Origin of the sequence: Bacillus sp. 123MFChir2, from assembly GCF_000383235.1 — a bacterium.
Lineage (GTDB): Bacteria > Bacillota > Bacilli > Bacillales > Bacillaceae_G > Bacillus_A.
Genome location: NZ_KB910924.1, coordinates 232536 through 246014 on the forward strand (window position 1 = coordinate 232536; position 13479 = coordinate 246014).

The 13479-nt window shown below is 35.7% G+C and carries 18 protein-coding genes; 4 read left to right on the top strand and 14 right to left on the bottom strand.

Annotation, left to right across the window (positions count from 1 at the left end; genetic code table 11):
- Nucleotides 1-73 precede the first annotated feature (73 nt).
- On the bottom strand, nt 74-955 hold the full coding sequence (locus H280_RS0101105) for a 2-dehydropantoate 2-reductase (RefSeq protein ID WP_020059260.1): 882 nt from the start codon (nt 953-955) through the stop codon (nt 74-76).
- 286 nt (nt 956-1241) lie between these two features.
- On the opposite strand from H280_RS0101105, the gene H280_RS0101110 reads away from it, so the two are divergent.
- Complete coding sequence (locus tag H280_RS0101110) at nt 1242-1712, top strand: N-acetyltransferase (protein WP_020059261.1); 471 nt, start codon at nt 1242-1244, stop codon at nt 1710-1712.
- Between the two features lie 29 nt (nt 1713-1741).
- On the opposite strand, the gene H280_RS0101115 is transcribed toward H280_RS0101110, so the two are convergent.
- The 3 genes from H280_RS0101115 to H280_RS0101125 form a co-directional block, all read right to left on the bottom strand.
- On the bottom strand, nt 1742-2263 hold the full coding sequence (locus H280_RS0101115; protein ID WP_020059262.1) for an RsfA family transcriptional regulator: 522 nt from the start codon (nt 2261-2263) through the stop codon (nt 1742-1744).
- Nucleotides 2264-2390: 127 nt separating this feature from the next.
- Nucleotides 2391-2564 (bottom strand): 50S ribosomal protein L32, encoded by a 174-nt coding sequence (gene rpmF, locus H280_RS0101120; RefSeq protein WP_001984764.1) that lies wholly within the window; start codon nt 2562-2564, stop codon nt 2391-2393.
- Between the two features lie 61 nt (nt 2565-2625).
- Nucleotides 2626-3126, bottom strand: coding sequence for a YceD family protein (locus tag H280_RS0101125; RefSeq protein ID WP_020059263.1), 501 nt, complete (start codon nt 3124-3126; stop codon nt 2626-2628).
- Between the two features lie 153 nt (nt 3127-3279).
- Here H280_RS0101125 and H280_RS0101130 point away from each other — a divergent pair, with 153 nt between their 5' ends.
- Nucleotides 3280-4521, top strand: coding sequence for a nucleotidyltransferase (locus H280_RS0101130; RefSeq protein ID WP_081625568.1), 1242 nt, complete (start codon nt 3280-3282; stop codon nt 4519-4521).
- An 84-nt stretch (nt 4522-4605) separates the two neighbouring features.
- Here H280_RS0101130 and H280_RS0101135 read toward each other — a convergent pair whose 3' ends face one another.
- Together H280_RS0101135 and H280_RS0101140 are read right to left on the bottom strand one after the other, a co-directional pair.
- Nucleotides 4606-5631, bottom strand: a complete 1026-nt coding sequence (locus H280_RS0101135; protein WP_020059265.1) for a SepM family pheromone-processing serine protease — start codon at nt 5629-5631, stop codon at nt 4606-4608.
- Complete coding sequence (locus tag H280_RS0101140) at nt 5624-6415, bottom strand: patatin-like phospholipase family protein (RefSeq protein WP_020059266.1); 792 nt, start codon at nt 6413-6415, stop codon at nt 5624-5626. The genes H280_RS0101135 and H280_RS0101140 overlap by 8 nt, the downstream gene beginning before the upstream one ends.
- A gap of 107 nt (nt 6416-6522) precedes the next feature.
- On the opposite strand from H280_RS0101140, the gene ylbJ reads away from it, so the two are divergent.
- Entirely contained in the window at nt 6523-7755 is a 1233-nt protein-coding gene (ylbJ, locus tag H280_RS0101145; RefSeq protein ID WP_020059267.1) for a sporulation integral membrane protein YlbJ, read from the top strand.
- Here the strand turns inward: ylbJ and coaD are convergent.
- Nucleotides 7750-8238 (bottom strand): pantetheine-phosphate adenylyltransferase, encoded by a 489-nt coding sequence (coaD, locus tag H280_RS0101150; RefSeq protein ID WP_020059268.1) that lies wholly within the window; start codon nt 8236-8238, stop codon nt 7750-7752. The two genes, ylbJ and coaD, sit on opposite strands and share 6 nt — an antisense overlap.
- Nucleotides 8226-8801 carry a 16S rRNA (guanine(966)-N(2))-methyltransferase RsmD gene (rsmD, locus tag H280_RS0101155; protein WP_020059269.1) on the bottom strand — a complete coding sequence of 192 codons (576 nt, stop codon included), beginning with the start codon at nt 8799-8801 and terminating at the stop codon, nt 8226-8228. Before rsmD ends, coaD begins: the two co-directional genes overlap by 13 nt.
- A 631-nt stretch (nt 8802-9432) precedes the next feature.
- Between rsmD and H280_RS0101160 the strand changes: the two genes are divergently transcribed.
- The gene (locus tag H280_RS0101160) at nt 9433-9822 is read left to right on the top strand and encodes a DUF7147 family protein (protein WP_020059270.1); all 390 of its coding nucleotides are present in this window, start codon (nt 9433-9435) and stop codon (nt 9820-9822) included.
- 40 nt (nt 9823-9862) lie between these two features.
- On the opposite strand, the gene H280_RS0101165 is transcribed toward H280_RS0101160, so the two are convergent.
- The 6 genes from H280_RS0101165 to H280_RS0101190 form a co-directional block, all read right to left on the bottom strand.
- The gene (locus tag H280_RS0101165) at nt 9863-10138 is read right to left on the bottom strand and encodes a YlbG family protein (RefSeq protein WP_020059271.1); all 276 of its coding nucleotides are present in this window, start codon (nt 10136-10138) and stop codon (nt 9863-9865) included.
- A gap of 162 nt (nt 10139-10300) precedes the next feature.
- Nucleotides 10301-10753: a YlbF family regulator gene (locus H280_RS0101170; RefSeq protein WP_020059272.1), complete on the bottom strand. Its 453-nt coding sequence runs from the start codon at nt 10751-10753 to the stop codon at nt 10301-10303.
- Nucleotides 10754-11019: 266 nt separating this feature from the next.
- Complete coding sequence (locus H280_RS0101175; RefSeq protein ID WP_020059273.1) at nt 11020-11592, bottom strand: histidine phosphatase family protein; 573 nt, start codon at nt 11590-11592, stop codon at nt 11020-11022.
- 76 nt (nt 11593-11668) lie between these two features.
- Nucleotides 11669-11914 carry a YlbE-like family protein gene (locus H280_RS0101180; protein WP_020059274.1) on the bottom strand — a complete coding sequence of 82 codons (246 nt, stop codon included), beginning with the start codon at nt 11912-11914 and terminating at the stop codon, nt 11669-11671.
- Between the two features lie 11 nt (nt 11915-11925).
- Entirely contained in the window at nt 11926-12339 is a 414-nt protein-coding gene (locus H280_RS0101185; RefSeq protein ID WP_020059275.1) for a YlbD family protein, read from the bottom strand.
- Between the two features lie 88 nt (nt 12340-12427).
- Nucleotides 12428-13465 (bottom strand): CAP domain-containing protein, encoded by a 1038-nt coding sequence (locus tag H280_RS0101190; protein WP_020059276.1) that lies wholly within the window; start codon nt 13463-13465, stop codon nt 12428-12430.
- Nucleotides 13466-13479: the final 14 nt, after the last annotated feature.

Sequence of the window (13479 nt, forward strand, 5' to 3'; positions counted from 1 at the left end):
TCTTCCTTTCATCTCCTGATCTCTCACCAACCAAATTGTAGTCAATGTTCGTTATAAAAGCAAAGAATATCTCTTATCTTTCTAATCCTTTTATAGAATAATACAAAAAAGACAGTGTCGGAACTAATTTTTGTTGTTTCTCTGCTTCTTGAATTAAATAACCAACAATTGCATCAATTTCTGTTTTTCTATTATTGCGTACATCCGTTAACATAGAAGAAGTGTTGTGACCTGTATTTTCACATACTGTGCATACACGATCCCAATGCTCTTTACATTGTAAGTCGCTGACAATTCCCATTACTTCTGAAAACACTTGCTTCATCACTTTGTGAAACGAAGGATTTGTCAATAACTCTCCATTTTGTACATCCAGCAGCGCAGTTAACGGGTTAATACACGCATTAACAACAAGCTTATTTATCATTGTTTGCTTCCAATCATTTTCAACCGCTATCGGGAATAAACTCGAAGAAAATGCAGTGAACAGAGGCTCAAATTGCTTTCTTTCTCCATGTATGAATCCAAATTTCGTACTACCTACCCCAGTATGATGAACGATACTCACATTTTCCTTTTTCGCTCCGTGCTCTACAATTCCTACTGCAACGCTAGCACCTTGAATTTGTTGCAATAAATGAAGGTGTCCCATCCCATTCTGTAAGAAAACTAGTCGTTTTTCCGCTTGCAAATACGGTAATATCTCTTCTAAATGATATTGCTTTACAGCAACAAATGTATAATCACGTCTTTCATTGTTTATATTCTCTAAAGGGCTAACACGAGGAAATACAGTTTCCCTCACACCATTTTGTATACATGTAATCCCGCACTTTTCCAAGCGCTCAGATTGCTCTACCGTTCGTGTATACAGTGTGACATCCTGCCCATTTTTTTGTAAATAAAACGCAAACAAAAGTCCAATTGCACCTGGCCCAACAATTCCAATCTCCATCTTTAAAAAGCCCTCCATTTTTATCACGCTATACATCAAAATTTAAAAGATACATTACGAATAACTTTCTACAAAAAAACAATTGTTAAAAAATTTCCACTAATAAAAAAGAATTTCTACTAACGAAAGCTTTACTTTATAGTTTATAAAATTAGTTTAGCAAACTTCTAAAAAAAATATCGAAAGAATAATCTCTTTTCTTCATAAAAATTTAAAAATGCGTTATAATATTATTGTAAATATTTATACTTTTCTTTATTTTACAACAAGAAAAGGATGTGGTTCTATGCATTTTCCGAAAGTTGAGCGCTTGCTCATCAATTATAAAACGTTAGAAGAGTTTAAAAAATTCAAAGGATGCGGTGCTGAAGAATTATCTATGCTGGAGGATTTACAAGCAAATATCATCGAAAACGATAGCGAATCTCCTTTTTATGGAGTTTATTATGGTGGTTCTCTTGTCGCACGTATGAGCTTGTATACGAAACAACAATCCAGTATCAATTTGTTTTCCGGCCCTTATGTAGAACTTTTTAAACTTGAAGTGTTACCAACATTCCAAAAACAAGGATTCGGTAAGATGCTTGTCAATTATGCAAAACAATTACATCTTCCTATCAAAACGATTGCCCGTGTCCATTCTGCTGATTTTTGGGAGAGATTACACTTCGAAAAAGTAGCCATTGATGATGGTGATTTCTACGTTTGGTATCCAAACGTAAATATGAATGCGGTTACAAAAAATGAATCTGCTTAAAAATAAAAACAGCTGCGTGACAGCTGTTTTTATTTTGATGTTTTTTCAAGTATTCCTTTTTCTCGTTTTCTCTCTCTCTCAGAAGGCTCTAATACCATCGAGTTTCTTTTCCGGTCAATATAATCGAATAAGGTACGGTATTCTTCTTCATACAAAGACAATTGCTGCAAAAGCCCTTCTTTTTCCTTTTGCAATGCCTCAATTTTTTTATATAATTCCATTTTTTCTTCTTCTTTTTTATAGCTTTGCAAAAAGACAATTACATCTTCTAACGTTATTGAAAAAGAGTTCACTTTCTCCTTCTTTTGTTCTTGCACTTCATAATTTTCAGCTTTCCGTATTTGCTTCGCTTCTTCAATGCGTTCTTTATATTGTTTACGCACATAAGAATTCCAGCGAAATCCACAAGCAGCAGGTGTCCGCGATAAATGTCTCCCTACTTCTTTGAAGGCAGAAAGCTGCGTTCCTCCTTCGCGAATATGCCGGAGCACTACTTCTGCCAGAAGTAAATCTTCGTCATCAGTCCATGCATCTTGTCTTGTTGTTGCCATTTCTCTAGTCCTCCTTATGCATTTTTTATTAAACATATGCAGTTACTAGAAAAGATAGAAGAATAACATGTAAAGAAAAGCAAAAAAATAAACGCAGGAGGTTTCCCTCCTGCGTTTATTTTTGCAATTACTTGCTGATTACTTCTTTACCTTTGTAAGTACCGCATGCTTTACATACACGGTGAGCTAATTTTGCTTCACCACAGCTTGGGCACTCTACCATACCAGGTACTGATAATTTGAAATGCGTGCGACGCTTTCTTTTTACTGTTTTAGAAGTTCTTCTAAAAGGTACTGCCATTCTTCCCACCTCCTTAAAAGAGAGAGTTATTTTCATATGAAAGCTCGAACTGGTCTTCTGATTATTTGTCAAAAAACTTCGCAAGTCCTGCTAATCTTGGATCAACAGGCTTTTCTTCGCTTTTTTCCGAAATCACTTGCCAGTCTCGACCTTGCATCGGTGTTCCTTCTGAAACATCCTCACTGAAAATTTGCATTGGAATCTCCAATAGTATATTTTCCTTAATTACAGGGAGTAAGTCAAGTACTTCTCCTTCTAAGTAATGAAAATCTGCTTCAGTTTCATAATCTTCTTTCGAAACTAAGAACACCTCAGTTGTTTCAATGTCAAATGGTAATGTTACATCTACTAACGTTCTAGAACATGGTAATACCATGCTTCCTGTTATATGTAGATGGAACGTAAATTTGTTAGAGCCAAAATCAACTCTACCTGTTACATGAACAGGAGTGACGTCTCGAACATCCGTCTCAACATTTTTCAGCTCAGTTACATCTACCATCTCATCTAACGTTAGTCCTTTATGTCGATATTTGTTCAATTGATGGATGGACCATTTCATATCATATCACCTCAAGGCAACAAACAAAATTATAGCTAGCCATTGTATATTTGTCAATATTTTTTCTTTACACTATAATGAAGTCATTATAGGAAATAATATATAGATTATCATGTTTTTGAAAAAGATGCTACACTGAAAGGAGAGATTATTATAAAAGCTAGCGGCATTGTTGTTGAATATAATCCATTTCACAATGGTCATGCTTATCATGTGCAACAAACCAAAAAGTTAACAAATGCGGATATCATCATTGCTGTTATGAGTGGACCCTTCTTACAGCGCGGAGAACCGGCTCTCGTTTCAAAATGGGCACGAACACAAATGGCCTTAGCAAATGGTGTAGACATTGTCGTCGAACTTCCATATGCTTTCGCAACGCAAAAAGCTGAAACATTTGCAGACGGTGCCATTTCAATATTAGATGCTCTTCGTGTCTCTGAAGTTTGCTTTGGGAGTGAAAGTGGTAATATCGAACATTTTTACAATACAGTTACTTTGCGTCAAGCTGAGCAGGTCGCATTCCATTCCCTCGTACAACAATACTTAAAAACAGGAATGAGTTATGCGAAAGCAACTTCTGAGGCATTTTCATCCTTACAAAAAAACATAGCTACTATTGACATTTCAGAGCCTAATAATATTTTAGGAATGCATTACATAGAAGCAATTATCAAACAAAAAAGTTTAATGAAAGCAAGTACAATTATGCGTTTCGCTTCGCACTATCATGACGAAACATTTCAAGATGAACGAATTGCCAGTGCAACAAGCATTCGCAAACAATTATTTAATGATCCAAAAAATTTTTCAGCAATTATTCCCTTTATTCCAAAAGCGACAAAACTACTTTTAGAGCAATATATACATTCCTATCGCCTATTACATAATTGGGAGCATTATTTTCACTTACTAAAATATAAACTCCTAACAATGTCACCATTGCAATTACAAAATATATACGAAGTAGAGGAAGGGTTGGAACATCGGATTTTATCTTCTATCCAAGAAGCAACTTCATTCACAAAATTTATGGAAACATTAAAAACAAAGCGTTACACATGGACACGATTACAGCGCATTTGTACACACATTTTAACCAATACAACAAAAGAAGAGATACACAAAGCCCATGTAGAACAACACGCACAATTTATTCGTTTACTCGGCATGTCCCAAAAAGGACAATCGTATATATCAGCAATGAAAAAGCAAATAACACTTCCATTGCTTTCTCATACAAAAGTGTTACAGCATCCTCTTCTAGATATAGACCGAAGAGCAAGCGCTGTTTATTTTTCTATTTTACAAGGAACCCTTTGTGGTGAAATGATAAAGCGTGATATAACGCAGCACCCCATTCGATATGACGAAGCGCAACATACATTTTTATAAAGTAAATCTCCCAGCTTTCCTTATTTTATCTTTCGCTGTCTAAAAAATAGTATGATAAAAAAATCCTCTCTTAAACGAGAGGATTTACTTTTTCACTGACATTTTATCCAAATGCGTTAGGGCATCATCTAACGTATTTACAGGTATAATTTTCATTTTGGTCTTTATATCTTTAGCTGTTTTCACTGCCTCTTTATAATTTGAATTCTCTTTTCCATTCTCATTTGGAGCAAAGAATACTTCTGCACCAGCATTATGAGCTGCAACTACTTTTTGAGAAATACCTCCAATTGGACCAACTTCTCCTTTTTCATTTATCGTTCCAGTTCCAGCTATTTCGTGACCTTTCGTTATGTCTTCTTTCACAAGCTGATTATAAATTTCTAACGTAAACATAAGACCAGCAGAGGGTCCTCCAATCTTATGCGCATCAATTTTCACATTAGGATTTACTGTAAGCTTCTTATCTGTAATAATAGAAACCCCAATACCAGCGCGGCTTTTATCTTCCGGAATTGGCTTCAATACAAGTTTGTCTTCCTTTTCTTTATTTTCACGGACATATTTAACGCTTACTTCATCATTTTGTTTTTTTGTTTTCATATAGGCAATAAACTGCTCTGCCGTTTGCAATGATTGACCATCAACAGCAAGAATACGATCCCCAAGCTTTAATTTTTCAGCAGCTGGCATATCATCTGCAATACCAACAACAAGAACACCTTGATTTTCAAACGTAACAGAGGCATTTGCTCGTTTATATGCATTATAAATAGCCGCATCTTGTGACTCTTTCATTGCATATACTTGGCGAAATTGATACTCTTCATCACTTTCACCTTTTCTTAAAATTTCTTCCTTCTTAAAAATTTCGTCATATTTGTTAAATTTAGCAGAAAGATAATTCACAACATTCGCTCGCCCCATCGAAACTGTAACAAGCATAAAATCCCCTTTCTCTTTATTCCCTCCTTCAACTTTTACATACGGCTCTAATTTCTCAGCCATGCCTGGCTTTGTAATATAGTATGGTAAAGGGACAAACACGATTAATATTGCAATAATTACTCCAATTAGTAGTGCATATAAATACCGAAACTTTTTAAACATCTTTTTTCTCCTTCCACTGCTCAATCAATGTGTAAATTGTTTGAATGTGTTGCTTAGCTTCTTCTTCACCGACACGAATAATATCTTCTATATTCGTAAAGGCCCTCGAACTAAATTGTTCTACAGCTGGATGCATCATAAGATCTGATGCAATTTGTCTATTAACTACAAGCTCATGTTGCATAATTTCGATACTTTGCATAATGACATCATAAATGGATGCAACTTCTCCATTGACCTTAATAGGAGATACATCAACAGCAATCACAATATCAGCCCCTAACGTTCTTACTACGGATACTGGAATACGATCAATTACCCCTCCATCCACGAGTAGTCTTCCATTTATTTTCTCTGGAACAAATATGCCAGGCACAGAAATACTTGCCCTAACAGCATCTGCAATAGAACCTTTTGTAAAGACAACCTTTTCACCATTTAGAATATCAGTTGCTACAACCGCTGTTGGAATATCTAGCTCTTCTAATTTTTTATTATATGTAAACATTTTAATCATATCTTTTACACGTTTTCCAGTAATAAATCCCATTTTAGGTACAGTAAAGTCCAAATAGTACTTCCGCTTAAATACTGTTGCTAAACGATACAAACGGTCCACATTACATCCTGCTGCATAAAACGTACCTATTAGTGCCCCCATACTACTCCCTGCAATCATATGAATAGGTACACCAGCTTCTCGCAGCACTTTAATAACACCAACATGTGCAAATCCTTTCGCACCACCTGACCCAAGCGCTAATCCAATTTTCGGTTCTTTCATCTTCTTCACCCTCAAAAATTTTTCACTCTCTTTTTATACTTATGGTCTAATTTCACTATGTATCCTCGTATACTGAAATGAACATTTGGGACAAAGGGGGATATTAAATGTACGAAAAATGGAAAACAGGCTTTCTCACCATATCGGTTTCTTTTATTACAATTTCCCTCGTACTCCATCCCCAAGCAGCACTCCAATCATCTATTCGAGGCTTAAATATATGGTGGGAAGTTGTATTTCCTTCATTGCTACCCTTTTTTATTATCGCGGAACTTCTAATCGGGCTGGGAATTGTAAAATTTATCGGTGTGTTATTAGAACCTTTGATGCGTCCACTCTTTCGTGTCCCTGGCATCGGAGGCTTTGTATGGGCAATGGGTATGGCCTCAGGTTTTCCTGCAGGCGCAAAATTAAGCGCTCGGCTACGCCAAGAAAACCAACTTACACAAATTGAAGCAGAACGTCTAGTTTCTTTCACAAACTCTTCTAATCCATTATTTATTTTTGGTGCTGTAGCAATTGGATTTTTTGATAACCCAAAACTTGGAATTATTTTAGCAACCTCCCATTATGTTAGTAATTTCACAGTTGGACTACTCATGCGCTTTTACCAAGATAATCGCAAACAACAAGAAGCAAAAAAACAGACACCACCAATTCCATTGCGGCATGCTTTTTCCGTTCTTCATAAAACTCGATTACAAGAAAAACGTCCCATTGGCAAATTAATCGGTGATGCAATTACTTCTTCTGTTCAAACATTACTTATGATTGGCGGGTTTATAATTCTATTCTCTGTTTTGAATAAAATGTTAACCGTTTTTCACATTACAACCTTTCTTGCTTTTATTATGAAACAAATATTGGTTACATTTCAACTTTCACCTTATTTTAGCTTCCCTATTTTGTCAGGTCTGTTGGAAATGACACTCGGGAGTCAAATGATTAGTCAAACAGAACACACTTCTATTTTACAGCAAACCATGATGACAAGTTTCGTCTTAGCTTTTAGCGGTCTTTCTATTCAAGCTCAAGTTGCCAGTATTTTAGCGGATACAGATATCCGTTTTAAACCATACTTTGTTGCCCGGATTATACAAAGCTTCCTTGCTCCAATCTATACATACATATTTTGGGGACCACTTTATGAAAGATTGCACTCTTTTTCACCTACTGAATACGACATTCCAGTCTTTTTATCTAAACAATCTACCATCTTTGCGAAAGCTTGGGATTCCCTTGTTATATTCGGCCCAGCCTTTACACTATTTTGTTTATATTTATACGTTTTATTACTCTTTTTCCGGCTCATTCATAACAAAAAACCCCGTTCATCATAACGGGGTTTGAAACTTCTCTTTTAAAGCACGTTCTACAATTGGTGGAACAAGTCCAGAAACATTGCCACCATAACGAGCTACCTCTTTTACAATACTTGAACTTAAAAAGGAATATTGATTATTCGTCATAATAAAAAATGTTTCTACATTCTCTTCCAATTTACGATTCATCGATGTAATTTGCATTTCATATTCGAAATCAGATACCGCACGTAAACCACGTAAAATCGCATTCGCATTGCGCATTCTCGCATACTCTACTAATAATCCACTATGCGAATCAACCTTTACATTCGGAATGTCTTTTGTCGCCTCGCGAATTAATTCTAAACGCTCTTCTACCGTAAAAAGCGGTTTTTTTGACGAATTGTTTAAAACAACAACATATACTTCATCAAAAACTTTTGCACCTCTTTTAATAATATCTAAATGTCCAAGCGTAATCGGATCAAAACTTCCCGAAGAAATTGCTATGCTTGCCATTCGGTCCCCTCGCCTTCATACTTATAAATTGAAATCGCTGTAATACCGTAGTTTTCAGCTCTTACCTTCACAAGTCTACCAATCATTTCAGGTAGGTCTACATCTATCCCGTGTTCAGTCATAACGATTCCATCTTCTTTCAATAGATCATGCTGATCCATTATACTTATTAAAGAAACAATCTTTTGATCTTTATACGGCGGATCTAATAGTACAAGATCGAACGATAACTCACGTTTCATGAGCGCCTTTACAGCACGTTCTGCATCATTTCTATATACTTCAGCTTGCGCTTCTAACCTGCAACTTTCTAAATTTTGATGAATCACCTTTATCGCTTTTCCATCACGATCAACAAAAATAGCCTTATCTATCCCTCTACTAAGAGCCTCAATACCAAGCCCACCGCTCCCGCCAAACAAATCAAGAGCTAAACCACCATCAAAATAAGGGCCGATAATATTAAAAATAGCCTCTTTCACCTTATCTGTTGTCGGCCGCGTTGTATTACCTGGTACAGCTTTTAAAGGATGACCTTTACACTTTCCCGAAACTACTCTCATAATTTTTCACTACCTTTATCTCTTTCTATATCAATCCAAATAAAAAAACGACATAAAACCATCCTTATTAGGCGGGCGAGAGCATCTGGCTATGCATAGAAGCGGTCAGAGCCTTTTTTCTGCCACATGCGAAGTTCAAACAAAGGAAAAAAGCAAGTGCATGCTCCTTTTTTCTGCATAACAGCAATCTATATGTCGAAAAATCAAAATGGATTCATATAACAAATGTTCATATAAATCATTCTTATGTAAGCTCAACTTTATCCTGCTATTCGTGGGCAGTAATACCTCTACTGATGAAAGTTTCACTTTATGTATATTCACCTTTTTTATCCTATCATAAAACATACGAAAGAAAAATAAAAAGGAAAAGAGAAAATTTAATTTTATAATGTATATCTTTATACAGTTTGGAGATAAATAAATATAACAACATCACCTTCGATGTTGTTGCCAACCGCGGAGAAGACTTACGTTTCCCCATAAGTTCTTCCTCCGGTTTCTCCTCTCCCTTTGCCTTCTTGCTAGTCATGCTAGTATAAGAAGGGCCCTGCTTCGGCAGGGTTTTTTCTTTGTCTCCTTTTCATTTTGAAAATGAAATGATACAGTAAAAGAAAGAGGAGGAAAAGACATGATTCAACGTTTTATTGAACTAGGAGAAGGATACTCCGATTTATACGAATTACTTGAAATTGCAAAAGCAAACAAACACCGGGTATCGCATATGCTACAATTTAATACTTCGAAAAACGACAAAGCTGTATGCTCTCTCGTCGTTGTTCTTCACCCCACGACAGTAGGCGCTTTCCAACCTTTATACATATGTCGAGAAGGGATCCCTGTATTAACAGATAAAAAAAGCAAACGAATGACTTTATTTGAAGAAACCGCCGAACAAATCGGAAAAAAAATAGTTTCTTTTACTGTAAAACCATCTACTGTATTTCCAGAAAATGAACTATATTTTAATCATCTCATCGGTATTTTACGAATGAATCATTTTATTCCACCGATGCAATAAGATGAAGAATACAAAAAACCCCACCAAATTTGGTGGGGTTTTAATCCAGCTTATTATAATCATATTCTTTTGCGCGATCTGGTCTGGAATTTTCGAATTCCGTTTTTAAAAACGGCCGATAAGATGGCTCGATTTTCTTTACAAACGGAAGCTTATTTAATTTTCGCATCATATGTTCTAATTGCTCCATATCACAATACACAACAGCATATTTAAACCGTTTTGATATGTAATGAATATTTCCATATTTCCTTAAAATTTTAGCATGTTTTAAGGAATGTAGATAGACAATCATACTTTGTCGTTGCCCAAACATAATATTCTCCTTTTATTTAATATCATTCATTTATTTCACAATAAGCTTCAGAATTCCACCCATATTAACAGGTATTAAGCCCTCACCACTGAAAATTTCATCATCGATTTTCAAATATTTAAAAAACGGAAGCATTTCTTACATTCTAAAAAACGGGGCAGATTACCCCGTTTTTTTACACCCACAACTACCTCCAGAGCCACAACCGCCTCCACAACCACCTGCATCAAAAAACGGATTGCCCGTCGGAACTTTAATAGCTGGTGAGACTTCGGCTCCCATAATTACACTAATCTCATCCAATAACTTTTGCAAATCATTTTCTGCTTTTTTAAAAGCAGAAATTTTTTCATGCAAATCTACTGCTCGTTTTAACTCTCGCATTTGTTTCGATACAGTTGTATAGTCAGGATGATATTTTCCAAAACGTTGTACTTCTTCATAACGCTCTTTCATTGCTGTAAATTGTTGAATCAGCATTTGTACTTCCGGATCTTGCTGCAATGTATGATAACACTTGCGGTACTGCTCTGCTATATCTGAACGAACAACTGCCTTTGCAAATTGTTCAGCCTTATCTAAAATCACTACGCTCTCTAGCGTCGCTACAATCATTAGAGACACCTCCGAATGTTAATCATATCATATTTATAGCAGAACTACTAATTTTACCACCTTATTCCGATATATATAAATCCAAATTAAAAACCGATATAAAACATTCTTTTTCGGTGGGCGAGAGCATCTGGCCATGCACAGAAGCGGCTAGGGCCTTTTTCTGCCACATGCGAAGTTCAAACAAAAAAAGAAAGCAAGTATAGCTCCTTTTTTCTGCATAACATCAATCTATATGTCAAAAAACTAAAATGGATTCATATAGATTACAAACAAATATGTTCAGCGATATTGTACTTCACGACTTCCCATGTTCCTTCTATTTCTCTCACATAACTGATACAAGCATTTTGTAATGGTGTTTGAAATGTAATTTCTTCTGGAGAAATAGCATGTAACATAGCTTTAATTGCGTGAGAATGTGCAACAATAATAATACGTTGCCCCATATATTTTTGAGCAACATCTTTTAATGCTGCAAAACACCGCTCAACAATTTCTTGATCCGTTTCCATTCCTTCCACGTTACCATCTGCAATAGACTGTCTAACTTCAGTAATTGGCTTTCCTGATGCTACACCAAAATTTCGTTCCATAAAACGTTCATCAAGATGAATTGTATCCATTTTCACGGCATTCGCAATAGCTTGTGCTGTTTCGTGTGCTCTTACTAGCGGACTACTAACAATGATATCCCACGATTCGTCTTTTAACGCTGCGGCACTTTGACTTGCTTGTTTTTTTCCAATTTCATTTAAAGGAATATCTTCTCTTCCTTGAATAATTTCTTGAAAATTCCAATCAGTTTGTCCATGTCGTACTAAACAAATTTCCGTCATGCTGCAACTCCTTTTTCTATAATCCACTTTTATTGTAACAAAAGTTGCGCATGACGGACACAACTTTTACTCCCAATTAATTAACGTTTTGCTGTTTCATATATTGAAACATGTCTATCATAAGAGAAGCGACGGATAATTGATTTTGAAACTTAGCTACCTTATCTGGGATTGTCTTTTTAAAATATTGCATGGCGGCTAATTCAAACGCTTCTTTTTCACTTGGATTTCTAGAAAGTTTCCGATACCAATACGGATGCTCGCGAATATATTTTTGTAAATCTTCACTCGACTTTACAAATTCGATGAGTTCTGCTCTCATCACTCTTCCTCCTAGTCTTTTTGAAAGAAAAACGGATTATTTTCGGAATTACGCTGTTGCTTTGTTGTCTGATTCCCTTGAAACTGTTGAATTACCTGCTGCACGCTTCCAATAGCTGTCGTCATATTCGCTAAATGTTGCTGCACCTGTTCCACATCTAATTTTTTAAAAAACGATACCATATGTTCCATAAAATCCCCTGACTTTTCTCCGCTATCTTCTTGTACAGAAGGAGGAACTATCTCTCCATTTACTTTGTAACGATTCCATACGCCACCTTCTTCTCCAATTAAGTACCATTCCTCGTAAAACTGTTGCCATGATTTCGTTCCATTTCGAACGTCATGAACCATCTTTGGATGCTGACGTACAAACTCTTTGAATTTTTGAATAGAAGGATGTAAATCTCCTTTCACTGTTGTCATTACAATCACCCCATCAGATGTATCTTTTACTATATTGTAAGAAAAAAAGGGGCGCATGGTTCGCCTATTTTTAGGCAATCCATACACCCTACTTCTGAATAAAATTTTGTGTATAAAATTTATCATACACACCAATTCCTAAACCAGTGAATTGTTCGTTTAGTATATTTTTTCGATGTCCCTCACTATTTAACCATCCTTGAACAGCTGCAATTGCATCACTATGCTGCGCCGCAATGTTTTCCCCAGCTAACTGAAATGATACATTTCCTTTTTGCAAACGATCTCCTAATGTACCAAACGAAGGTGAATCATGAGAAAAATAGTTGTTATCTTTCATATCTTTACTATGTTCATATGCTACTGCCGCCGTTTGTTGGTCCCATACTAGTAACGGGAGATGATTACGTCTTCGAATAACATTTGTCAAATCTAAAATTTGTTGTGCATTCCCTTGTTCGACTTGTTTTATTTGTTCTGGTGATAACGGCTGTGGATTCGTTAATTCCCCAGAAGCAACAAGTTGATACGGTCTTTGTTTGATTAACGTTTCATCATCCATATAACGAACACCGACAAGTTTATGTGTAAAATGATCAAAATATAATTGCGCCCATCCCTCTTCTATCGAAGCAAGTGGTTGTTCTGTTAGTTCAACATCAGATAATTCGAATTGATAGCTATTTTTCCCCATTTTGAGTGAAACCTCATATGAAAACGGATTTTTTTTATAAATATCTTCATACTTTTCACCAATTTGAAATGGTGAAACACTCACTTTCTCTCCGCCAACATAAATCGTAACAATTTTGTGCTCTTTAACTCCAAACTGCACATATTTCGATAAGTCTTGATTATATACCCACCACTCATAACCATATGCAGATGACTCAATTCGTGCTGGTTCGCCCCAGTTCGCTAATAAAATTTCAGAATCACTACCAAGTAACCCTGGAATTGTTTCTGGTACTCCCTTAATCTCTTTTTCTTTTTTTGTTTTCACAATTTTATGCTCTTTTTTTAACTGAGGAGACTGAAATATATATTGAGAAACGAGTAATTTCCCGTATAGATCAATTGCTAAAATAAGAATAGTAATTACTATAATGCGAAACAATTTTTTCAAATTATATACCTCCT